20 protein-coding genes are annotated in these 23,894 nt (G+C 49.5%); 14 read left to right on the plus strand and 6 right to left on the minus strand.

Annotation, left to right across the window (positions count from 1 at the left end; translation table 11 throughout):
- Window positions 1–80 precede the first annotated feature (80 nt).
- From NDK19_RS11085 to NDK19_RS11120, 8 genes are all read left to right on the plus strand, one after another.
- Window positions 81–1,718 carry a TonB-dependent receptor gene (locus NDK19_RS11085; RefSeq protein WP_250631948.1) on the plus strand — a complete coding sequence of 546 codons (1,638 nt, stop codon included), beginning with the start codon at window positions 81–83 and terminating at the stop codon, window positions 1,716–1,718.
- A gap of 101 nt (window positions 1,719–1,819) precedes the next feature.
- Window positions 1,820–2,902 (plus strand): HU domain-containing protein, encoded by a 1,083-nt coding sequence (locus NDK19_RS11090; RefSeq protein WP_250631949.1) that lies wholly within the window; start codon window positions 1,820–1,822, stop codon window positions 2,900–2,902.
- A gap of 13 nt (window positions 2,903–2,915) precedes the next feature.
- On the plus strand, window positions 2,916–4,766 hold the full coding sequence (locus NDK19_RS11095; RefSeq protein ID WP_250631950.1) for a PAS domain-containing sensor histidine kinase: 1,851 nt from the start codon (window positions 2,916–2,918) through the stop codon (window positions 4,764–4,766).
- A gap of 63 nt (window positions 4,767–4,829) precedes the next feature.
- Complete coding sequence (locus NDK19_RS11100; protein WP_250631951.1) at window positions 4,830–5,159, plus strand: ArsR/SmtB family transcription factor; 330 nt, start codon at window positions 4,830–4,832, stop codon at window positions 5,157–5,159.
- Between the two features lie 7 nt (window positions 5,160–5,166).
- Entirely contained in the window at window positions 5,167–5,862 is a 696-nt protein-coding gene (locus NDK19_RS11105; RefSeq protein WP_250631952.1) for a low molecular weight phosphatase family protein, read from the plus strand.
- A 221-nt stretch (window positions 5,863–6,083) separates the two neighbouring features.
- Window positions 6,084–6,317, plus strand: coding sequence for a thioredoxin family protein (locus NDK19_RS11110; protein WP_250631953.1), 234 nt, complete (start codon window positions 6,084–6,086; stop codon window positions 6,315–6,317).
- Window positions 6,318–6,335: 18 nt separating this feature from the next.
- Complete coding sequence (locus NDK19_RS11115) at window positions 6,336–7,310, plus strand: permease (protein ID WP_250631954.1); 975 nt, start codon at window positions 6,336–6,338, stop codon at window positions 7,308–7,310.
- A complete protein-coding gene (locus NDK19_RS11120) occupies window positions 7,307–7,750 on the plus strand; it encodes a DinB family protein (RefSeq protein ID WP_250631955.1) in 444 nt (147 codons plus the stop codon). The genes NDK19_RS11115 and NDK19_RS11120 overlap by 4 nt, the downstream gene beginning before the upstream one ends.
- Before the next feature lie 62 nt (window positions 7,751–7,812).
- Here NDK19_RS11120 and NDK19_RS11125 read toward each other — a convergent pair whose 3' ends face one another.
- From NDK19_RS11125 to NDK19_RS11145, 5 genes are read right to left on the minus strand one after another with little or no spacing between them, the layout of a single operon-like run.
- A complete protein-coding gene (locus NDK19_RS11125) occupies window positions 7,813–8,673 on the minus strand; it encodes a type 1 glutamine amidotransferase (RefSeq protein WP_250631956.1) in 861 nt (286 codons plus the stop codon).
- A 50-nt stretch (window positions 8,674–8,723) separates the two neighbouring features.
- A complete protein-coding gene (locus NDK19_RS11130) occupies window positions 8,724–9,866 on the minus strand; it encodes an NTP transferase domain-containing protein (RefSeq protein WP_250631957.1) in 1,143 nt (380 codons plus the stop codon).
- A gap of 47 nt (window positions 9,867–9,913) precedes the next feature.
- Complete coding sequence (locus tag NDK19_RS11135) at window positions 9,914–11,095, minus strand: alpha/beta hydrolase family protein (RefSeq protein ID WP_250631958.1); 1,182 nt, start codon at window positions 11,093–11,095, stop codon at window positions 9,914–9,916.
- Between the two features lie 51 nt (window positions 11,096–11,146).
- Window positions 11,147–11,932 (minus strand): glycoside hydrolase family 25 protein, encoded by a 786-nt coding sequence (locus NDK19_RS11140; RefSeq protein WP_250631959.1) that lies wholly within the window; start codon window positions 11,930–11,932, stop codon window positions 11,147–11,149.
- Between the two features lie 52 nt (window positions 11,933–11,984).
- The gene (locus tag NDK19_RS11145) at window positions 11,985–13,781 is read right to left on the minus strand and encodes an ABC transporter ATP-binding protein (RefSeq protein ID WP_250631960.1); all 1,797 of its coding nucleotides are present in this window, start codon (window positions 13,779–13,781) and stop codon (window positions 11,985–11,987) included.
- A gap of 195 nt (window positions 13,782–13,976) precedes the next feature.
- On the opposite strand from NDK19_RS11145, the gene NDK19_RS11150 reads away from it, so the two are divergent.
- The 6 genes from NDK19_RS11150 (at window position 13,977) to NDK19_RS11175 (ending at window position 23,067) form a co-directional block, all read left to right on the plus strand.
- A complete protein-coding gene (locus tag NDK19_RS11150; protein ID WP_250631961.1) occupies window positions 13,977–14,963 on the plus strand; it encodes an ROK family protein in 987 nt (328 codons plus the stop codon).
- A gap of 132 nt (window positions 14,964–15,095) precedes the next feature.
- A complete protein-coding gene (locus NDK19_RS11155) occupies window positions 15,096–15,875 on the plus strand; it encodes an enoyl-CoA hydratase/isomerase family protein (protein WP_250631962.1) in 780 nt (259 codons plus the stop codon).
- Between the two features lie 58 nt (window positions 15,876–15,933).
- Window positions 15,934–16,536 (plus strand): Uma2 family endonuclease, encoded by a 603-nt coding sequence (locus NDK19_RS11160; RefSeq protein WP_250631963.1) that lies wholly within the window; start codon window positions 15,934–15,936, stop codon window positions 16,534–16,536.
- 49 nt (window positions 16,537–16,585) lie between these two features.
- The gene (locus NDK19_RS11165) at window positions 16,586–18,022 is read left to right on the plus strand and encodes an aldehyde dehydrogenase family protein (RefSeq protein WP_250631964.1); all 1,437 of its coding nucleotides are present in this window, start codon (window positions 16,586–16,588) and stop codon (window positions 18,020–18,022) included.
- A 9-nt stretch (window positions 18,023–18,031) separates the two neighbouring features.
- Window positions 18,032–18,898, plus strand: a complete 867-nt coding sequence (gene hisG, locus NDK19_RS11170; protein WP_250631965.1) for an ATP phosphoribosyltransferase — start codon at window positions 18,032–18,034, stop codon at window positions 18,896–18,898.
- A 143-nt stretch (window positions 18,899–19,041) separates the two neighbouring features.
- Complete coding sequence (locus NDK19_RS11175) at window positions 19,042–23,067, plus strand: S8 family serine peptidase (RefSeq protein WP_250631966.1); 4,026 nt, start codon at window positions 19,042–19,044, stop codon at window positions 23,065–23,067.
- 95 nt (window positions 23,068–23,162) lie between these two features.
- Here the strand turns inward: NDK19_RS11175 and NDK19_RS11180 are convergent, their stop codons facing one another.
- Window positions 23,163–23,747, minus strand: a complete 585-nt coding sequence (locus NDK19_RS11180) for an NADPH-dependent FMN reductase (RefSeq protein WP_250631967.1) — start codon at window positions 23,745–23,747, stop codon at window positions 23,163–23,165.
- Window positions 23,748–23,894: the final 147 nt, after the last annotated feature.

Genomic DNA, 23,894 nt, shown 5'->3' on the forward strand with positions numbered 1-23,894 from the left:
TTACTTGGAAAGCAAACACACAAAATCGGCGTAAACTCGTGCAACCCGGCCGCAATCAGCGTTCAAAACAACAATATGCCATGAAAAAAATTTTGATAATATTGTGGTTGGTTATGCCGCTTTCGGCAGCCGCCCAGAAATTAGACGAAGGAAAATTTGAGGTAGAAAAAGAGCGCGTACTGCGACTTTCCAAAGCATCGCGCAGCTTTGAGCGAATGCCCAAGACGGAACTTTCCGAAGGCAACACCGCTCAGCAATACCAGTTGCCGCGCTTTAACTATGCCTTGCCTTTGCTGGCAGTCAATACTTCGCCCTTGCGCCAGCAAGTAGCGCCCAAAAAGGATGAAAACCCCTTCCGCAACCTTGCCAAGGCGGGTTTTGGGAATTACAATTCTCCCTATGCAGAACTATTCCTGACCGCACCAAAAGATGCCGATTGGCAGTATAAGGTGCACGGACTGCATTTTTCCTCACAAACCGGTCCTGTGGACGGTAAAAACTCAGGTAACAGCCTGAACCAAATTCACGGCGAGCTTGCCAAATTTATGGACAACGGCAAAATTTACGGCAGCGCCACCTACCGCCGCGACGGGCTGCATTTCTACGGCTACAGCCCCTTGCGCAGCGGCACCGTTGAACGCGGCGATATCCGCCAAACTTTCTCGCTGACCGAAATCAGAGCCGGCTATGAAAACACAGACCCCGACGCAACTTTCCGCTACAAAGCCGAGGGCGGCTTTTACCTGTTTACTGACCGCTACAAGGCCAATGAGGCAGCATTTCAACTTGCGGGCAACTTAGACGCAAAACTCGGCGAAACCTCTTATCTGACCACCGACCTTTCATTAGACCTCATCAACCGCCGCGACGAGGTCGGCGGGCAAACACGCAACCTGTTCATTTTCACACCCAAATATGAAATGCGGCAGGAAGGTTTCACCATCAGCGCGGGCGTGCGTGCCGTAGCAGACGGCGACTCGCTTACCAACCAACCCAAAGGCAGATTCTACCCCGTTATTCATGCCTCTGCCGATTTGGTGGAAGACCGCCTGACAGCGTTTGCCTCATTGGAAGGTAACACTATCCGCCGCACCTTTCGCAGCATGGCAGAAGAAAACTCCTTCTTAGGCCCCAATGTAGGACTGGCTCATACGAACCAATTGTGGGAAGCTACGGGCGGCCTACGCGGCAACATTTCCGCACAATTGGGCTTTCAGATAAAAGGAAGCTACGGCGTTTATCGCAACCTGCACTTTTTTGCCAACAGCGCGGCAGATTCCAGCAAGTTTAACATCCTGTATGACAGAAGCAAAGTGCCTGTTTTTCAAGTACATGGCGAACTGAGCTATGCCACGGGCGGCTTGAAACTCATCGGCAAAACAGGATTTTTCGGCTATAACACGCAAGACTTGGCGCGCCCTTGGCATCGTCCGCTATTCACTGCCAATTTGAATGCTTCTTACCTGATAGAGAACAAGTTGCGCGTCAGTTCGGAGTTTTACCACTTGGCCGGCATCAGGGCATTCAGCCCGCGCACAGGCGCTCAAATCAGCCTGAAGCCGATTTTTGACCTCAACTTACAGATTGACTATTTTATTAACAATCAGTTCTCCGTATTTCTGGGAGGTTACAACCTGTTTTCGCAGCGCTACCAGCGGTTCCTGAACTACGATATGCGCCAACTGACCGTATTAGGAGGGGTCGGAATTGCTTTTTAGGCGCTGATTGGCTTAATTTGAAAACAATATTGCCTTGTTCGGCAGTCAAAGTCCCTGGCAGACACTGCCGTACTCTATGTACCCCCTAAACAAGATTGACAATGGACAACCATATTCGCCAACTGTTGAGTAAAGAAAACCACCTAACCGTGCCAAGGTTAGGCACGTTTGCTGCGCATCATATCACCGCTCAAATTCTCAAAGATGATGGGGTTATTCTTCCGCCGCGCAAACAAGTAACATTTGACGATACGGAACAGGAAGACAGCAGCAATGCTTTTCAAAACTACGTCATCAGAACGGAACAGATTGGCGTTGATGAATTTAACAAAAACTTGGAAGCCTATGTCAATAAAATCAATGAGCAAATCAGCCGATACGGCCTCTATGAAATTCCGGGTGTAGGCTATCTGAAACGCAACGCTGACGGCAAGCTGCTGATTGAAAACAACACCGACTACAACCTGCTCGACAGCGGTTACGGCCTGCCCAAACTGGCCGCCCGCCCGATTCAGGCAGCAGAGCCGCAAAAGGGCAAGCCTGTTAAAGATGAACCCGCACAGCAAACAAACGCTCAGGAACAACCCGACCATACGCAACAAACCGCCCAAGAAAGCGCTCAAACCATCCCTGCCGCCGGTAGCGGAAAAAACAACAATGCCGATAAGGTGTGGTGGTTAGCCATGATTCCGCTGATTATGCTGTTTGTTTTTCTCATCTACCTGATGGTGGATGAAACCGCACAGTTGCAATTCCGTGCGTGGGTGAGCGGGGACTCGCAGGAACAAGTCATCACCGAACTTCCACAAGAAGAGAACACGGGCGGCAATATACCCGTTGATGAAAATACCGACATTAACAGCGGAAGCGACAATAATTTTTCCGACAACAGCACCCTTGCAGAACCCGAACCCGAAACGCAACCCGAACCCGTCAAACCTGCCGTTACCGAATCTAAGGGCGGCTATATGGTAGTTCTTGGTAGCCTTGCCAAAGAGTCGGCTGCCCAAAAAGTACAAAAAGAACTTGCCGAAAAAGGTATAGAAACAGAAATTATTTACAACAGCGAAAGAAAAACCTATCGCATTGCCATCACGGGTTTAAGCGAAGCTGCCGCAAAAAGCAAGCGCGAGGAGTTGTTGGAACTTGTACCGGCAGCATGGATAGCCAAGCCCAACCAGTAAGCCAAATAAGCGCATGAATCAACCCGACCAGGAAATCATTCGCCTGAAACAGCAATTGGCCTCCGCCGAGCAAACACTGCGGGATTTACAAGCGCTTACGGGTACGGCTGCCATTGAAATTGACTTCACGGCACGTAAAATCCGATGGACAGAGGAAGCCTACCGTCTGTTCGGGCTTTCTTTTGCTACTCATGCCTCTTTGCCGGGCAACTACTTTTTTAATACCATTCACCCCGAAGATGCGGCTTCGGTCATGCAGCAACTCAAAGAAGCAACCGACCGCCAACAACCGCTGGCAGTGGAATATCGCATCCTACTGCCTGACGGTAAGGTGCGGCATATCGGGCTTCGCGCTCATGCAAGCAGCCATAAACCCCTGATTTACAGAGGAATCATGCGGGAAATATTGCCCGATTCGCCCGCCGATGAATCCCAAAGCCAACGCCTGCAACAACTGCTGCAAAATACCAATGAAGCCATTGTAGTAACCAATGCGCTATTTGTTGTAGAATTTTGGAATGAAGCCGCCGCACAGATGTACGGCATCAGTGCCTCGGAGGCCATCGGTGAAAAATGGACAGATTTGATTACCACACAGTTCCGATACGGGCAACCCATTGAACAAATACACGAAGATTTGCTGCAAAAAAAATTTTGGCAAGGAGAAGTTAAACAGCGTGTGCAAGGCGGCAAACAGCGTTCCTTACAACTCTCCATGCGATTGCTGCCCACCTCCCGCCCCGATGAACTGCCCGATATCCTGATTTCCACAACGGATATCTCCGCCTATTTTGCAGCCGAAGAACAGGCCGACAAGTGGAAAACAACCTTAGACCTGCTTTTTGACAACATCCCGGGCTGGATTTACATGCTCAACCGGGAACTGGAAATAATAGGCTGCAACCGCAACTTTGCACAGGCGATGAACTTTGAAAAGCCCTCTGACCTTATCGGCATGGCTTTCTCCGACCTGCCGATTACCGCTGAATGGGCAAGAAAAGCGCGGAGCGAGTTGGCAGAAGTGCTCACGGGAAAAGTGTTTGCTTCGGTGATAGAGCCCCTTGTTACCTCACACGGCGAAAAATTCTGGTTACAAAGCAATAAAGTCCCCCTACGCGACAGCATCGGGCAAATTTTGGGCATCCTCGTTACATCGGAAGATGTTACCGAAAAGCGGCGCATAGAAGAAAAACTTCGCGAACAGGAACGGGAACAGGAACGCATCCGTTCGCTGGCCATTATTCAGGGGCAGGAGGACGAACGCAAGCGGCTCGCAATGGATTTGCACGATGGCGTAGGCCAATCGCTGACCGCACTTCGCCTGCAAGCCGACTACCTGAAAAACACCGTCCTTTCCGGTGAACAACAGCAAAACCTGCAAGCAATTGTTGACGGTATCGTACGGGTGCAACAGGAAATCCGCCGCATTTCACGCAATCTGATGCCAAGCGTTCTTAACGATTTCGGGCTGGCCGAAGCACTGGAATTTCTCTGCCACACCACCGAGCAAAACAGTTCTATTGAGATAGAACGTCGTATTTTTATTGACAACAACCGCTACGACAGCGCCATTGAAACCTGTATTTTTCGCATTGCCCAAGAAATTTTTAACAATACCCTCAAATACAGCGAAGCACACCATCTCTATTTGGAACTGCGCGACGAAGGCAACAGCTTGGAACTCATCATTGAAGACGACGGCAAAGGTTTTGACCCGGAAACCGTCAGCCGTGGACAAGGCCTTGCCAATATGGCACAGCGTGCCCGCCTGCTCAACGGCAGCCTACACATTGAAACCTCACCGGGCAGCGGCTGCCGCATTACAACCGTGATTCCTTACGATGATGAAGTGGTAAAAAATTAAGTTTGGTCAGAGTGTTTGGCAATATTAGGCTTTATTTCGTATGTTTACGGCATACGAAATGTTATGCAAGCCAAGACTGAACAATTTTCCGCTGATTTACAGGCTATTGCGCAATACGCACGGCTGTTGTCGCACCCTGCAAGGGTAGCTATCATCCGCCTGTTGGCAGAAAAAAAGCAGTGTATTTCGGGCGATATTGCCGAAGAACTGCCGTTGAGCCGCTCAACTGTCAGCCAACATTTGCAGGAACTCAAACAGGGCGGGCTTATCAAAGGCGAAATTTGCGGGTTGAACGTCAATTACTGCCTCAATACGGAAAAATGGCAGGAAGCCCGACAATATTTTGAACATCTTTTCAATCAAACCACCGCATCTTTTGACTGCAATTGCTGATTTTATCATGAAAACCGTTTTACTGACCGTTTCACTATTTCTTACAAGCATCATGTCAGGTTCTGCACAAAACCTATTGCCTGCGCTGCAAGACTATTGCAAAAGTATTGAAGCTGAATTCAACCAAATCAGCGATGAACGCAAAGAAAGTTTGCATAAAATTGCTGCCTATGTGAAAGCCAAAGCTGATGCAGGCGAAACCATCCGCCTGACCTTCATTTGCACCCATAACTCGCGCCGCAGCCAACTGGGGCAAGTGTGGGCAAAAACAGCGGGTATGTACTACGGCATTGCCCCCGAAAAATTGGAAACTTTTTCGGGCGGAACGGAAGCAACCGCCTGCAACGAACGCACCGTAGCGGCTTTGCAACGTGCCGGTTTTCAGGTAAGTAAGGCGGGGGAAATCAGCCCGACCAACCCGATTTACGCACTCACTTTTGCCGAAGGGCAAGCCCCGTTGCTGCTGTTTTCCAAAGTGTACGACGATGCCGCCAATCCGCAAAAGGATTACGCCGCAGTGTTGGTCTGCTCGCAAGCCGACGAAGCCTGCCCGATGGTGCGCGGCGCATCGGAACGCATCTATCACGGCTATGAAGACCCCAAAAAATCGGACGGAAGCCCCGAAGAATCAGCGACTTACGATGCCACCTGCCGCCTGATTGCAAGGGAAATGTTTTATATGTTTGCCTCGTTGAAAGATTGAGTGATTGAACAGTTTTATCCAAATCCTTTCACAGGGTCTAACGACCGCCGTTAGGAATTCGGAAGAGCCTGTTGCACGTCGCCTGTTAGTCGTCTTAGACGCTAACAGCACTTTCAACAAAAACAACGTCAAATGGCGCAAATCACTTAATCTGTGGCAATCAAAAAAAACTGCGATATTGACACAATTATTTTTTCATCACCGATAAACCTTTTTCAACCATGAAAACCATCAAAATTCTGGGCTCAGGTTGCCCTAAGTGCAAAACTACGGAAGAAAATGTTCGCCAAGCCGTTGCGCAAAGCGGCATTCCTGCCGAAATCATCAAAGTAGAAGACATGCAGGAAATCATGAAATATGATGTGCTCACTACGCCCGTGCTGGTAATAGATGAGGAAATCAAAATCAAAGGCAGAGTTGCTACGGTAGAAGAGGTCAAGCAACTGCTGGCATAGGCTTTTCTGTTTTTTGCCATGTTTGATTATATCCAACACTTTGCCGATTGGTTAGTGTATCGGGCACTGGGAATTGCCGAAGGTTCGCGCCTCGGCAGTTCCCTCAATTTTTTTGTTTACGATACGCTCAAAATTCTGCTGCTGCTTTTTCTGATAACTTTTTTGATGGGCATTGTCAATTCTTATTTCCCGATTGACCGTATCCGCAATTTTTTATCACGAAACAAACTTTACGGCTTGGAATATTTGCTGGCGGCTGTTTTCGGTGCTGTTACGCCGTTTTGTTCCTGTTCGTCGGTGCCGCTGTTTATCGGTTTTGTCAAAGGCGGCATTCCGTTAGGGGTAACTTTTGCCTTTCTGATAACCTCACCGTTGGTCAATGAGGTAGCCGTAGCGATGTTTATCGGTATGTTCGGGCTGAAAAGCACGCTGATTTATGCCGGTAGCGGTATTTTACTCGGTACGTTCGGCGGCATGTTGCTCGGCAAACTGGGGCTGGAAAAGTACCTTTCCGAATGGGTACAGGGCATATTGGCGCAGGCAAAAGCCGAAGAGGCAATGCCAACAGAAGAACGCCCTTTCATGCAGCGCCTGCCCGACATCGCCAAAGAATCGTGGGACATTGTGAAAAGCGTTTTCCTGTATGTGATTGTCGGTATCGGTATCGGGGCGCTGATGCACGGCTTTATTCCGACCGGATTTTTTGAACACTACATCAGCCGCGACAATCCGCTGGCTGTGCCGATTGCTGTTATTTTAGCCGTACCGATGTACAGCAATGCGGCGGGTGTGCTGCCGATTGTACAGGTGCTCGTACAAAAAGGCATCCCTTTGGGCACTGCCATCGCATTTATGATGGGCGTAGTAGGGCTGTCTGTTCCCGAAGCAACTTTGTTAAAAAAAGTAATGTCGGTAAAACTGATTGCTATTTTCTTTGGCGTAGTTGCCGTTTTTATCATCTTTTCTGGCTACTTATTCAATATGATTTTATGACCACCGCTCACTATCTCGCACTTTGGCAGGAAGCCCGTACGCGTTTTTCCAATCAGTTGCAAGCCGTTACCGCGCAGGATTTGCATAAAAAACTCGGCACAAGCCCCAACAGCGCGGGTTTTCTGATTCGCCACATTGCCGACGTGGAATTGTTGTTTGCCAAAAATGTATTTAAAAAGTCTGACGTTCAGGTAGTTGCACGCACGGTGATAGACAAGCGCGACACAGGCGAATGGACAAACCTTACCGACTTGCTCGCCTATCAGCAAACAGCTTTTGAGCATTTGCGGGCAGCTATTCAGGCAACCGCCGATTGGGACGGCACCATCACAACCCCCGAATTTGGCACAAAGACCAAAGCCGAAGCACTGGGGCGCATTGTGTCGCATACCGCCTACCACGCGGGGCAACTGGCTATGGTGCTCAAATACGGGAACTGATTATGATACAAAAAACCTGACAGGCCTTCACTTGTCAGGTTTTTTTTGCTGCGGTTTAACGGTTACTCATTCACTAACTCCCCCTGCAAGCTGTTGATGGCCTGATTCAAGAAGGCAGGGATAAGCGTGCTGTAAGTCAGCATGATTTTATCGGGGTCGTTGAGGTGGTTAATCATGTCCTCATACTTTTGCAACCCGTGGTTTTTAATCACTTGCTCGCGCTTTTCTTCCTGCTGGAAGTAAATACTCATGCCAATCGGGTCGGCTTCGGGGTGAAACTGTGTGCCAAAGAACTCATTAGAAATGCGCATGGCCATTACGGCGCGTTCTAAGTCCACATGCGGACGGATTTTTTCCAATGAAAGAATCTGTGCCCCGATTTCGCGCATACGGTTAAAATTGGGCTGTACTACCTGCCAATCGCGGGAATCTACCGCATAGAATGGGTCGGGCAGCAGTCCCAAAATGCTGTCGTTCATGCCTTCCACTGTTTTATGCACGGGGAAAACGCCAAAAGAGGTTGAACGACGCTGTGTAACATGTCCTAAGTCAAACAACCGCACCAGCATCTGGAATGAATGGCAGATAAAAAGCACGTGCTTTTTATTTTCGTTGTGGTTCTGATTGTGGCTCCACAGCTTCTCAATCAACCCAAAATAATTTTTTTCCCATTGTTTACCCTCTCCATCGTATGGACTGCCGGGGCCACCCGTAGAAATGTACATATCGTATTGTTCAGGGTTGGGAAATTCGTTCCGGTAGCGACATTCAAAAACGTCAAAGTCTAACTGCACGCCCTCGTTCAGGCCGCTTTGTTCATGAATAATCTGTTTGATACAACGCATTCCCTGATTGGGAAAATTGTCGTATAAATCGAGGATGGCTACCCGCATGACGGGCTGTGCTGTACTAATAATTTCCATGCCGGCAAAAAATTACGGTCGAATCTCTTCAATCTGTTACAAGAAGCAAGTTAAGTAATTTGTTCCGTTTGTTTATGGAGTGCCTGCAAAACGGCTGCTGCTTCCTCCGGCGTGTTGGCATTGGCCAAATGTTCGGGAAAGACAGGTTGCAGTAATTTTATATCGTTGTTAATCAATGCTTTGCGCGGGCACTGATAGCCCATGCTCAAAAATTGCAGCAATATCGGATAAGCCTTTGGCTCCCAAATGGTAACTAACGGTTCAGGGAAATTGTCATGCGGACTTTGGAAGGTTGTCGCCATTTTCAGCGGGTTGCGCTCGTTTACTAATTGCGCCAAAGTAGCCGCTTGCATCAGCGGCAGGTCGCAGGCCAGCACTAACCAAGCCGCATCGGGGTATTGCCTGAAAGCCGATAAAATGCCGCTCAAAGGGCCTAAATCCGTGAAAGTATCGGGCAGCCCTTCGTAACCCACCGGAACGGCTGCCATCTGTTCAAAGCGGCAGGAAATGAACACACGCTCACAGTGTTGTGCCAGAAGGTCGGCCGTATGTTGTTGCTGCGGCTTGCCGTGGTAGTTGAGTTGTGCTTTGTCCTGCCCCATGCGCTCGCTTTTGCCGCCGGTGAGCACCAGCCCGTACAGCGGTGCGCGGCGGCTTGCAAGGTAGCCTTTTACCCATTGGGCAATAGCGGCGGTATCTTGCCAAGCAAGCACGGGCACGCTGCGCCCTTCCAGATGTGCCGACAGATAATCGGGGATTGCGACAGCGTCGGAAGATTTGAGCAGCAGTTGTACGTTGGTCAGTTTGTGCAACTTTTTTTCCAAAGGTTTGGCAGGGTCTATCACGGCAATTTGTGCAGCAGCCTCAAAGTGATTGCCGTTTACCAACACCCAGTCGGCATCAAGCAATAGGACTTTTTTCTGAAAATCGGTGAGTTGGCCTGTAAAATCCAAACGGGTAAAACTGATTTTATCGGAAAAAATGCCCCAACTGCCTGCCTGCATGGCAGCCGTGCGGTCATTATCGCCTGCCTGATGGTCAGCATCGGCATATACCGTTTTCAGTTCGGGCAGTGCCTGTACCAAAGCGCTTGCCAGTTGCTCTATTTTACCGCAAGGCGTGCCCAGCACAGCCAGTTCGTGCCTGTGAAAAGTGCCAATTTGCGGACGCGGTATTTTATCGTGTTTGGGCAACGGAATACGGGGTTTATGCCATTGTTATAACGTCTTGCCGCCTCCTTTTATTGCAAACCTGCAAAGAAGAAGTACATGCCGAATATGTACTGCTGAATGGCCGTAATATGGTCGCCTCCTTGAATTTCAACCAATTGCACATCGGCCGCACCGCGCTGACGCATGGCATTGAGTGCATCGCGAGAGTGAAACGGCGGTACTGTCGTATCGGCAGTGCCGTGATAGAGACGCATAGGGGCTTGTGGTCGCCAATCGTGCACGTCATTGTCGCGGAAGGCATTAACAAAAGCAGCATCTGTGCGGTTGCGAATACCTGCGGCAAATTCGGCAGTAAATAATTGTTGAGGATTGGGGTTCACCAGCGTAAACACGCCATTTGCCTGCACCGATGCTGCCGAAGGCTGTGTGAGCATGGCCGTCCACGGGCGATTGATTTTGTAGATACGGTTGTAGGTATCCAACACCCACAAGTAGAGGTTAATGGAAGCCTGCGGCTGATTGGTTGTTACCAAAAAGTTGGCAAAACCTGTTTTGTTGTAAGCACCTGCACCCGGGGCGCTTGCCGTTACTCGGAATTCGTTAGTAGCTTCTTCCTCAATTTTCTTGTGGAGCGCCATGGTTGCACCGCCACCCTGTGAGTAGCCGGTCAGAAACAATTTTTCATTGAGTTGAATATTGTTGAGGCGGCAATATTCCTTGGCAGCGCGGAGCATATCCAGCGACACCTGCGCCGTATTTTTGGCGTGCTCATACGGATGCGGAATGTTACGGGAAACGCCATAGCCCAGATAATCGGGAGCAGAAACCACATATCCTGCCGAAGCCAGCACCGTCCCGATTGACCATGCTTCGCTTTGGTTGGTGTAGTTGGAAGGCGCCTGATTATCGTTGGTAATGGTGCCGTGTTGGTGGCTCAACAGTGCCAGCGGGCGGTTGGGATTAATCGGGAAAATCAATACACCCGAAGCACGAACTTCCTGACCGTCAGGGTCTTTGGTGCGGTAAACAATACGCACGGCGCGCACATCAAAAGAAGTAAGCGTGGCTATCAAAGGAATACCCGGCAACCGCGATGCAACATCCGACTTATTAACATCGGCAATGGTGGTTGATTCTATCAGGAATTGAGGGACAAACTCATCTTTTTTGTTGTTACAGGCATTCAGTAAAATAAGCCCTGCCAGAGAAAGTACAGTCAGCAGGCGGCTGAATTTAAGCATGGTGTTCATTTTTACACATGAAATTAGTTGTTGGCAGGCGTGAAATTAATGATTTTACGCTTAAAACCTTACAAGCTGTTTCTTGCTGCCTATCAGATAGCTGCTTAATTCTTCTGCGGTACCTGCAAATACATTCAAATCTACCGATGCACGGATGCCGCTTATTTTGCCTTTGTCGGAATATTGCCAGAACGCCCAATTATGATTGGGTGCAAAAGGCGCATAATAGGCTATCCAAAGCGGATAATCGTTAAAAGCCCCTTGCAAGGAAGTTTCATAAAATCGCTTGCCTGAGTAAATCATGGGACGTTTGCCATAGTGCTTTTCCACTGTGTGCAGCCACTCTTTTACCTCCCGTTGCAGTACTTTTTTACTCATGCCATCGGCAACTTCCACGTCAAGCACCGGCACAAAATCGCCTTCCTCTAACCGAACGTTCCGAATAAAATGCAGTGCCTGAGCTTTGCCATCCACACCGGGTTTGAAAAAATGATAAGCCCCCCGAATCAAGCCCTGATTTTTGGCTTGCTGCCAATTATAATGAAATCGGGTATCTACGTGCCAACTTGCCTGTGTAGCTTTTATAAATACAAAACTAATGGGCTTCCCATTGACAGGTTCCCGCACTACCTGCTGCCAATCAATATCATACTGATGGTGAGAAACGTCTATGCCATGCAATTCGTAGCCGCGCAGCAAGGGAAGGTCTGCATCTTGCAAGGCGATATCTTTTGTGGTTGTTTTGCCTGTTTTCCGATTATTTTGATGACTCCAATAGCAATAACAGGCAGCAACACAGGCAATCACAAAAACAGTTGCAACGGCAGCAATAATATAAGTACGCATATTGTCGGGAGGTTTTTTTGACGTTTAATACCCCTACCCGACCAAACGTTCCCTAAACTTCCAGCATTTGCAGGCGGATTAGGTTGCTGTAAGTGCCTGTGCCGTCGTTGAGGAGCTCTTCGTGAGTACCTTGCTCTATGATTTGCCCTTTGTCTATCACGTAGATTCTGTCCACTTTTTTGATGGTTGCCAGTCGGTGGGCGATAATCAGCGTGGTGCGGTCTTTCATCAGGGTTTCCAGCGCTTCTTGCACCAAGTGTTCCGATTCGGCATCTAAGGAACTTGTGGCTTCGTCCAAAATCAAAATGGCGGGGTCTTTCAGGATGGCACGGGCAATGGCAATGCGCTGCCGCTGTCCGCCCGAAAGTTTCACACCGCGCTCGCCGACAATGGTATTTAGTCCTTCTGGGAAGCCCTGAATAAAGTTCCATGCGTTGGCTTTGCGGGCTGCTTCTATAATTTCTTCTTCGCCGGCATTGGGTTTGCCATAGGCAATGTTTTCGCGGATAGTACCGCCAAACAGGATAACCTCTTGCGGCACAATGCCGATATTGCTGCGGTAAGCGGTCAGGTTGTAGTTCGTAACAGGTTGATTATCAACCATAATTTGCCCGCTTTGGGGCTCGTAAAAACGCAACAGCAGTTGTACGATGGTAGATTTTCCCGCGCCGCTGTGCCCTACCAAGGCTACCTTTTCACCGGCTTTTACGTGGAAAGACAAATCGTTCAGCACCGTTACGTCCTCGCGGGTAGGATAGCGGAACACGATATTTTGGTAAGTTATATCGCCTTTCAGGCGCGGCATTGTTGTTGTTGCGGCTTTCGCATGTGTAAGTTCATCCTCCATTTCCAAAATTTCACGGACGCGCTCCGATGCACCTACGGCACGTTGCAACTGACCGTAGATATCACCCAGTCCGCCAATGCTGCCGCCGATGAACATGGTGTAAATGACAAAAGAGGTTAGGTCGCCGATGGTGATTTCGCCCGTGGACACCAAACCGGCACCATACCAAAGCACGGCCACAATACCGCCAAACAATGCCAGAATGATAAATGAAACAAAAGCCCCGCGATATCGCGCTGCGTGCAGGGCTGTTGCAATTACTTTTTGCAGCGACGTATGGTAACGGTTTACTTCATAAGCCTCGTTGGTATATGCTTTTACCATGCTGATGGATTGCAGCGTTTCCTCCACCACCACATTGGCTTTGGCAAGTTCGTCCTGCGTTTGTTTGGACATATTGCGGATGCGTTTGCCGAAAAGCAAGCCCGAAATTACCAGCACGGGAATTACCCCCAACATAAACAATGTGAGTTTAGGCGTATTCCAAAACAGCACGCCCAACCCAATGATGAGTATGCAAAATTGGCGGAAAAACTCTGCCAGCGTAATGGAAAAGGTATCCTGCAAAAGGGCGATATCGGCTGTAATGCGGCTCATCAGCTCGCCTGTGCGCTGGCTGTCAAAAAAGCGCATGGGCAGGTGCATGAGTTTGTCATAGAGTGTTTGCCGAATATCTGCCATGCTGCGCTCGCTTACGCGGCTGAAAAAATATACGCGCAAAAACGAAAATACAGCCTGCACAATCAATACGCCCATCAGCGCCAGCGAAATCATATTGATGCTTTGCAACAGAGCAGGCGCATTGCCTGTGGCAGCATCTACCAACTTGCCTGTCAGGAACGGAAAAGCCAGCACAACCGTACTGGAAAAAAACAGGAAGAACATCCCTGCAAAAAAATGTCCGCGATACGGGTACATGAAGCGGTAAATACCCGCCAGATGTTTGAGCGTATTTTTATTGATTTTACCCTTTTCGCGGTCGGGAAGGTCTTTGCGTGCCATTGAAATGCTGTTTGAAGCCACAAAGTAAATTCAAAATCGCACGAATCCGCACAATATGCCATAGATTTCGGCAGGGAATGTATCGGCAGGCACTCTCCAATAAACCAGCCGGGTTTAGTGCAGATTATTTGTATAAATCGCCGCAAAATCACAATATTGCCAAACGACAATTAACATTTAAGCATTTCCTTCATTATGCAGACAGGCGCACCTGAATTTGTTTTAGGGATAGACGTAGGCGGTACTTTTACTAAGTACGGATTTGTAAGCCATCAGGGCGAATGTGTGGGCGAAAACAGCATCCCCACCCATGCCGATGAACCTTTCAGCCACTTTTTGGCACGATTGGTACAGGCAGTAGAAGAAACCCGTCGGACACTGGGCTATGAAATCGTTTTGAGGGGCATTGGTATGGGTGCGCCCAATGCCAACTACTACACCGGCCGCATTGAAAAACCTGCCAACCTGAGTTGGGGCGATGTGGACGTAGTCGGGCTGATGGGCAAGCATTTCAAAGACATTCCCATTATCATCACCAACGATGCCAATGCAGCTGCCATCGGCGAAATGAGGTTCGGGGCAGCACAAAACATGCGCGACTTTGTGATGATTACCCTTGGCACAGGGCTGGGCAGCGGGCTGGTTTCCAACGGGCAACTGATTTACGGCCATGACGGATTTGCCGGCGAATTGGGGCACATTATTGTAGACCCCAACGGCAGAATGCACATCAACGGCAGGCGCGGCGCACTGGAAACCTATGTTTCTGCCACAGGCATCAAGCGGACGGTATTCCACCTGTTGGCCGAATACCCCGACGAAAGCGAACTGCGCGACCTGAGTTTCCACGAAATGACGGGCGAACACATCACGGCAGCAGCCAAGCGCGGCGATAAAATCGCACTGGAAGCCTATGAATACACCGGGCGCATTTTGGGCATCAAATTAGCCGATACAGTAGCCTACACCAGCCCCGAAGCCATTATCTTTTTCGGCGGCCCTACCAAGGCTGGCAACCTGCTTTTAGACCCCATCAAAAAACACATGGAGGAAAACCTCTTCCCGATTTACCGCAACAAAGTCAAGTTGCTGATTTCGGCGCTGGAAGGCCGCAACGCTGCCGTTTTGGGCGCAAGCGCCTTAGTTTGGCAAGAACTTGACAGAGCAGCCATGAGTAGATAAATTAAAAACGCATCATGCAGAGCCATTTCGGATTCGGGATTTCGGAGTAAAAAAGCAACGCAAATCCGCGTCATTTGCCGGGTACGCCTAATCCGTAGTTTCAAAAAGTCATCCGTTAAAACCATCCAAAAAATGAATCCACACTTGCTTGTTACACAAGAAGGGGCTGTTAAAACCCTGACTTTCAACCTTCCCGATAAGAAAAACCCCGTAACGCCCGAAATTTTGCAGGGCATGAAACAAGCCTTGCAGGCAGCTGAAACCGACGGCACCCGCGTCATCATCCTGACCGGTGCGGGGGACGATTTCAGTGCGGGCGCTGACCTTTCCGCCGGTGCGGAAGACCCGCGCAACGAAAACGTTACCGAATACCTCCGCACGGCAGTAAACCCCGTCATCCTGATGATGCGGCAAACCAACATCCCGATTATTGCCAAGGTGCGCGGCGTTTGTGTGGGTGTCGGCTTCAACTTTGCCCTTGCCTGCGACCTGATTTTTGCCGAAGAAAAGGCCGCATTCAGCCAAATTTTTACACGCATCGGCTTGGCTTCCGACGGCGGCGGTGCGTTCTTCCTGCCCCGCCTAACAGGCTATCACAAAGCATTTGAGCTGATGGTAACGGGCGCAATGATTAAAGCCGAAGACGCACTGCGCATGGGCATTGTCAATCAGGTTTTTGCGGGCGATTTGCTGGATGCTGCCGTTCAGAAAATGGCCAATCAGTTGGCTAACGGGCCTTATGTCGCCATCCGGCAAATGAAAGCCAACCTCCGCGTCGGCATGGAAGGAACACTGGCCGAAACGCTTGATGCAGAGGCAGTTAATCAGTACAAATGCTTTCAAACCCACGATTTCAAAGAAGGCGTAACAGCATTTCTTGAAAAGCGGCGGGCGAATTTTAAAGGTGAGTAACTCGCACGGGTGTTAGTCGTATTTTTTTGTAACTTTGGCTAACACCTTTTTTACGGCTATGCTAAACCCGACATTAGACCAACCTGTCGCCGATAAGATTTACACATATGCCGACTATCTGACGTGGCAGTTGGATAGCTATGTAGAGTTGCTGCGCGGAAAAATTCTTGCCATGTCGCCTGCGCCCTTGCGTATTCATCAGAAAATTGCAGGGAAATTATACTTGAAAATAGGCACATACTTAGAATCAAAAACTTGCGAAGTCTATATCGCTCCTTTTGATGTGCGCTTCCCGCGTCGCAAAGACGAAACAAGCGACGAACAGATTACCACCGTTTTGCAGCCCGATATTTGCGTGATTTGCGATTTGAGTAAGTTAGATGCAAGAGGCTGCCTCGGTGCCCCCGACTGGGTGATTGAGGTTCTTTCGGCAGGCAACTCGGCCCGCGAAATGCGCCAAAAGTACCAGATTTACGAAGAAAGCGGCGTTCGTGAGTATTGGATTGTCAATCCTGAAAACGAAAGCATCCTTCAATATGTACTTGAAAATGAATCTTTTGTAGGCAAAGCACCTATGATTAAGGGCGATAAAGTAAGCCCGCATATTTTCCCTGAGTTAGTGATTGATTTAGACTACATTTTTGAGTCGGAAAAATTGTAACTTACGCGCTACTCACCGGGTTTTATTTGAAAAAAACTGCTCAACAACCATGAATACAACTTATGCTGAAGCAGGCATTGCAGCCATTACGGATGTATTTGCCGCCCAACAAAAAACAGCGATTAGGCTGCGCAAAAGCACTGCTGATGAACGCATTGCCAAGCTCAAAAAGTTAGCCGCAACCATAGAAAAATACGAATCGGCATTTATTGAAGCCATGTATGCCGATTTCCGCAAGCCTCGTCAGGAGGTGATAGCCACCGAAATACTGCCTACGCTGATGGATACGCGCCACGCTATTTCCAATTTGCGCAAGTGGATGAAACCCAAGCGCGTAGGCACGCCTGCTTCGCTGTTTGGTGCAAGTTCCTACGTGCAATACGAACCCAAAGGCGTATCGCTGATTATTGCCCCTTGGAACTACCCGATTTATTTAGTTTTCGGGCCATTGGTTTATGCCATCGCCGCGGGCTGTACCGCAATGGTGAAACCCTCCGAACTTACGCCCAACACCTCCGCCGTTATCGGTCGCGTCATAGCGGAAGCCTTCGGAAAGGAGGAAATAGCCTGTTTTGAGGGAGGCGTGGAAGTTTCTACCGCCTTGTTGGAGTTGCCTTTCAATCATATTTTCTTCACAGGAAGCCCCGCCATCGGCAAGGTAGTGATGCAGGCAGCCGCCAAACATCTTACCTCCGTAACGCTGGAACTGGGCGGCAAATCGCCCGCTTTCATAGACGAAAGCACCGACCTGAAAGATGCCGCCGAAAAATTGGTTTGGGGTAAGTTCGTGAACAACGGACAAACCTGCGTAGCACCGGACTACCTTTTGGTAAAGCGCGAAAGGCAAGAGGCGCTCATCAATGAAATGAAAAATGTCATTGAAAAGTACTACAATGCCGACCGTCAGGGGGTTGAGTGTTCCTCATCCTATGCGCGCATTGTAAACGACCGCCACTTTCAGCGCATCAGCCAACTCATTGCCGATGCTTTGGAAAAAGGTGCTCACATAGAAACCGGCGGCAAAACCATTGCCGAAGAACGTTTCATTGCGCCGACAATTCTGACCAATGTTACCACGCATATGAAAATTATGCAGGAGGAAATTTTCGGCCCCGTGCTGCCTGTTATTACCTACGACAACCTCGGCGAGGCCATTGACTTTGTGAACAGCATGGAAAAACCGCTGGCGTTGTACGTATTCAGCAAGAGTAACGAAAAAATCAACCGCATTTTGCAGGAAACCTCTGCGGGCGGCACTTGCGTAAACGATTGTGTGGTGCATCTGGTTAATCACGACCTGCCGTTTGGCGGAGTAAACAACAGCGGTATCGGCAAAACACACGGCTTTTACGGCTTTGAGGCTTTCTCCAACACACGCGCCGTATTGCGTCAGCGCGTAGGTTTTACTACCGTCAAAACCTTGTACCCTCCTTACGGCGAGAAGATAGACAGTATGTTAAAAATGATGCGGCGCTTTTTTGCATAAATTTGCCGCATGAACAACTCAGCTAAACTCAGAATTGCTATTCAGAAGTCGGGGCGGCTTAGCGAAGACTCCCTGCAAATGATTAAAGAATGTGGCATCAGCTTTAAAAACGGCATAGGCGCGCTTAAAGCTGAGGCCACTAATTTCCCCATGGAGTTTTTATTGCTCCGCGATGACGACATACCGGGCTATGTGGCCGACGGCGTAGCCGACATCGGTATTGTAGGCGAAAATGTACTGGCCGAAAAACAACGCGATGTGGTAGTTGCCCATAAACTCGGTTTTTCTAAATGCCGCCTTTCCATCGCCATACCCAAAAGTGAGCCTTATGAAGGCGTTCACCAGTTAGACGGCAAGCGCATTGCCACCTCCTACCCGAAAATTCTGGAAACATTCCTGCGCAATAACAATGTGCAGGCAGAAATACACGAAATCAGCGGCTCTGTGGAAATTGCCCCGGGCATAGGTCTTGCCGATGCCATTTGCGATATTGTCAGCTCCGGCAGTACACTGTTTACCAACGGTTTGAAAGAGGTGCAGCCCATTTTCCAGTCGGAAGCAGTGCTTATCAGCCGCCCCGATATGGCAGGGGAACAACGGGCACTGTTAGACAAACTGCTGTTCCGCATTCGCTCAGTGCAGGCCGCGCGCAACAACAAATACATCCTGCTCAATGCCCCCGAGTCAAAGATAGAAGTCATTAAATCCCTCATTCCGGGTATGAAAAGCCCCAGCATACTGCCACTGGCAGAACCCGGATGGGTTTCCATGCACTCGGTTATCAATGAGAACGATTTTTGGGAGGTGATTGAAAAATTACAGGCCGAAGGAGCGCAAGGCATATTAGTTGTGCCCATAGAAAAAATGATTCTCTAAAACAAAGAATTTATTGCATTGAGGCAAGATGACACAATCGCTGTGTCGTCTTGCTTTTTTTGATTATCTTGCATTGATAATTTGTTTTCAAAACACCTTCATTGAACATCGGATTGTTTCATTATTACCAAGTAAACTTTCACATGAAAAAACTCCTGCTCACAGGTTTGTCAGGGTTGGTCATGAGCGGCATGCTGTATGCACAATCGCCCAAAACCAATTCCGTTGAGTTAGAGCGCCTTGCTCGCGATTTCCAACAAGCCCACAACAGCGAAATGGAAAAAGCGCGTGTCATTATCAAGCGCTGGGGCATCCCCGAAGTAATCAGCTATCCTGACGGCACGGTAGCATCGCTGAACGGTTTGGATGATGCAGGCTACCCCGAATACCTCATCACCTACAACAACACGCGTGCCGCAGCCACTACCAACACCACCGCACTTTGGCAGGGCGGCAGTCTGGGGCTTAATCTGAGCGGCAGAAGCGAGTTTATGAACGGCAGACTGGGCATTTGGGAAGCAGGCGGCAACGTACTGACCACCCACGAGGAAATGACAGGTCGCGTAACGATTGCCGATGATGAGCGCACCCCATCCAGCCATGCCACCCACGTGGCCGGAACAATGATTGCAGCCGGTATCAACCCTATTGCACGCGGTATGGCATTTGGTGCACAGCTTCGCGCCTACGGTTCTAATAATGATATCACCGAAATGACAACTGCCTCAAATGGCGGGCTGCTTGTCTCCAACCACTCCTACGGAGCAATTGCCGGTTGGTACAACAACCCTTCGCGTTCCGGTACGGCCGATAACCCGCGCTGGGAATGGCACGGAGACCCAACAGTAAACGGTACGGAAGACTGGAAGTTCGGATTTTACGACACCCGCTGCCGCGACTTAGACCGCATGGTACAGGCTTCGCCCTATTACCTCCCTGTTTTTGCGGCCGCCAACAACCGAACCAGCACCGGCCCTGCCGTAGGGCAACCGTACTGGCAACGCGATGTTGCTGCATCAGGCGGCTACCGATTAGTAGCAGCGCGCCCCGACAGTATCAGCTCCAATACAGGGTATAACACCATCCCTACGGCAAGTAATGCAAAGAATATTCTGACCGTTGGAGCCGTAAACCCCATCGCCGATGGTTATACTCGCCCGTCGGACGTGGTTATGTCGGCATTTAGCAGTTGGGGGCCTACCGATGACGGCCGCATCAAACCCGATTTAGTGGGTAATGGTGTTGCGGTGGTTTCAGCCACAAACTCGGCTAATAATGCTTATACTTCGCTGCAAGGCACATCTATGGCTACGCCCAATGTTTCGGGTACAATGTTCCTTTTGCAAGAACTCTATGGGCAGCAAAATCAGGGCAATTTTATGCTGGCTGCCACTCTCAAAGCACTGGCTATTCATACAGCCAATGAAGCAGGTAATGCCCCCGGCCCCGACTATCAGTTCGGATGGGGGTTGCTGAACGCTGAGCAGGCAGGTATCGTGATTCTCAACCGCGACCGCACACATGCCATCCGTGAGGAAACCCTCAACCAAAATCAGACCTTCTCGCTGGATGTAATTGCCAGCGGTAACGGCCCGCTGAAAGCTACCATCGTATGGACAGACCCCGAGGGAACGGTTTTACCTGTTATCAGAGCGAACGTTAATAACCCCAGCCCAAGGTTGGTAAACGACTTAGACCTGCGCATTGCCGAAGGCAATACTACCCATCTGCCGTGGGTATTAAATCCTGCACAGCCCGAGGCAGCGGCTACCCGCGGCGACAATATCCGCGACAACGTGGAGCAGGTGATTGTGGACAACCCGATTCCGGGCAAAACTTACACCATCCGCGTGAGCCACAAGGGCACTATGCGCGGCAATTCTCAAAACTTTTCACTGGTAATGAGCGGCATAGGCGGAGCTGCCTACTGTGCATCTGCGCCCGCATCCAATGCAGATTCCCGCATTGAAAGCGTTGTATTTGCCAATTTGAATCACACACCGGAAAACGCCTGCCGTACCTATTCGGATTTTACCAATCTGACCGCTAACCTTGCTCCCGGGCAGCAGGCAAGCCTGAGAATCGGGCTGGGCACTTGCGGAGCCAATTTTGCTAAAATTGCCCGCATTTACATAGACTGGAACGGCAACGGCAATTTCACCGATGCAGGCGAGTTGGTGGCTACTTCCGCCGTAGTTAATGGCACAGAAACCTTTACAACCAACGTACAGGTTCCAACTTCGGTACAAGTAGGAAGACTTACCCGCATGAGAATTGTGCTGTCCGAAACCAACAACGCTGCCAACATAGCACCCTGCGGCAGCTATGCCAAAGGTGAAACCCGCGACTACACGATTGCCTTTGTGCGTCCGCAAGCAGATATTGCTGTTACGGGACTTATCAGCCCTGTTTCAGGCATTTGTCCGGAGCAAACCGTCAGCGTTGTTTCCGTAGGCATACGCAACTTGGGTAATACCAATATCACTAACGGTAACTTTTCGCTGACTATTACCAACCCTCAAAACCAACAATTGGTCAATTTTTCGGGCACTTTCAGTTTTTCAGGAGGATTGCCCTCATTGGCAACAAGTTTTGTACGCATCACCTTGCCCCAACCGCTACGTTTGCAAGCCGGCACAGTCTATACGGTGCGCAGCACCTTTACCGTTGAGGGCGATGCAGACCCGAGCAACAACGTGAATATCAGCACATTCAGGTCGGCGGATGCAGGCACGGCACCTACCGGACTTTCAGTGGTTGCCTGCGGTACCGACGGCCCCGTAACCCTTAGCAGAGCCTCCGAAGGAAGCGGACTGTATTGGTACGATGCTCCTGTAGGCGGCAACCTGATTGGAGCAGGCAACAGAGTAGTTACGAACGCAAGACCTGCCAACGGCCGCTACTATGCCGCCATCAACGATTTTGTACGCACCGGATTCGGCCCTAAAACCAAAGAAGCATTTGCAAGCGGCGGCTACAATCAGTTCAGCCCCTCTATCAACGTGCGCGTGCAACAGCCCGTGGTTATAGAATCGGCAAGGTTGTACATTGGCAATGCAGGGTTGCTGCAATTTACCGTAACCGATGTTCGCACCCGTGAAGAAGTTTCTTCTGTGTTAATCAATGCCCGTGCAACACGCACCGTTCCGGCTGCCGGTGCACAAGACAATGACCCGTTAGATACCGGTCAGGTGTATCGTTTAGACCTCACCTTCCCTCGCGCAGGCGACTATGAAATTTCCATCGCCTATGGCACGGGAACGACCATCTATCGGAACAATAACATCCCCGAATTGCAGAACCCATATCCGCAAACACAAATACCGGGCGTATTTGCCATTACGGGCAATACCGCCACGCCTAACCCCAATGCCTTTTGGTATTACTTCTACGATATAACTCTGCGCGCTTTCGGATGCTCTACGCCGAGAGCCGAGGTGCGTGCCTCACAAGCCGATGCGCCAACCGTTACCATTACTCCTTCGCGACAGTTGCCCATTTGCCAAGGCGAAGCCGTTACACTCACCGCCAATTCGAGCGACCCCAACGTAAACTATCAGTGGCGCAGAAACGGCGTTAATATCATCAATGCCAACCAATCCACACTGGCCACTGCCGAGGAAGGAGAGTTCAGCGTAGTAGTAACCAATATGACGGGTTGTTCCATCTCCTCTGCTCCCATTCGGGTCAATGTGGTCAGCATCATTCGCCCTACCGTTAGCGTGCAGGGGCAAGTGTTTACGTCCAGCTCACCAACCGGCAACCAGTGGCTGCTCAATGGCAACCCTATACCGGGAGCAACCGGACAAACCTACAATGCCGACCAAGCAGGTATTTTTACGGTACGCGTAACATCCAACGGCTGTTCGGCTGTATCTGACCCTATTGTATTGACCGCAACGGAAGAGGCTGTTAAAACTGCCGGATTAAAACTATATCCGAACCCTGCTCAAGAATCTATCAAAGTAGCTTACAGCGAGCGCGGCAATGCAGACGTAGAAATACGCATTACTGATATTACAGGTAAAGTATTGCAAAATATCAGCGTGCAAAAGCGCAGCTTTACCGTAGAGCAAGAGATAGACCTGAAAGCATTGGCATCAGGCATCTACTTCTTGCAAATCAGCAACGGAGAAGGGCAGATTGTCCGCCCGTTTGTGAAGGAATAAATGCGGTATTGAGTATGAGTAAAAGCAAAAAATCCTGTCAGGTTCGCATATCTGACAGGATTTTTTTTTTGAGCAAGGTCTAATCTTGCTGCACACTAACGAAACCAACGTTGAGCAATGCGGAGCGCATATTCCACAAAGGCCGTTGCTCCTTTGATATAGGCTTCGGAACCGATGAAATTGCCATCGGCATCCAGCATTTGGTCTGTTTCGTGCGACTCAAAAATACGCGGCGCAATTACCGAATTACCATCCAAAAAATTGATGAGCTTGTTCAGTACGGTAGTCAGTTGGAGCGCAGGCTGCCTGCCGCCGCGCCCCGAAGAAACCCCCGCGAGTGCAAATACCTTATTGTCGAACAAATGCGCAAATGCTTTACCGCCAAGTTGGTCTAAGGTATTGATTAACTGCGGACTGAAACTCCAATTGTATTCGGGCGAAACAATGAACACAACATCGCTTTTGCTCCATACATTTATCAAATGGTGTTGAAAATCAGTAAGTTGCTTCGGATTAATGCTACCTTCTCCTACCCATGGAATGTCATAGTCTTCAAAATTCACTATCTGAACTTCCGTAAAACTTCTTTCGGCGAGCAGGTGTTGAAGTGCTTTGGCAAAGCGCAGTGAGTTGCTGTTTTTTTGCGGCGATGCAGATATGATACCAACAGTAAAAGCCATATTTCAGTACAGTTTGATTTGAAAGCAGCCTGTAAGGGCCATACAAAGTTAAGCCAATCCGAAGTAGCTTGGTTAAGCAGTTGAGCAAATTTAGACGCATTGCATCAACACAAGGATTTCGGCAGATATAAATAAACCTGATAGAGT

The organism is Rhodoflexus caldus (genome assembly GCF_021206925.1).
In the GTDB taxonomy this organism is placed as follows: Bacteria; Bacteroidota; Bacteroidia; order Cytophagales; family Thermoflexibacteraceae; genus Rhodoflexus; species Rhodoflexus caldus.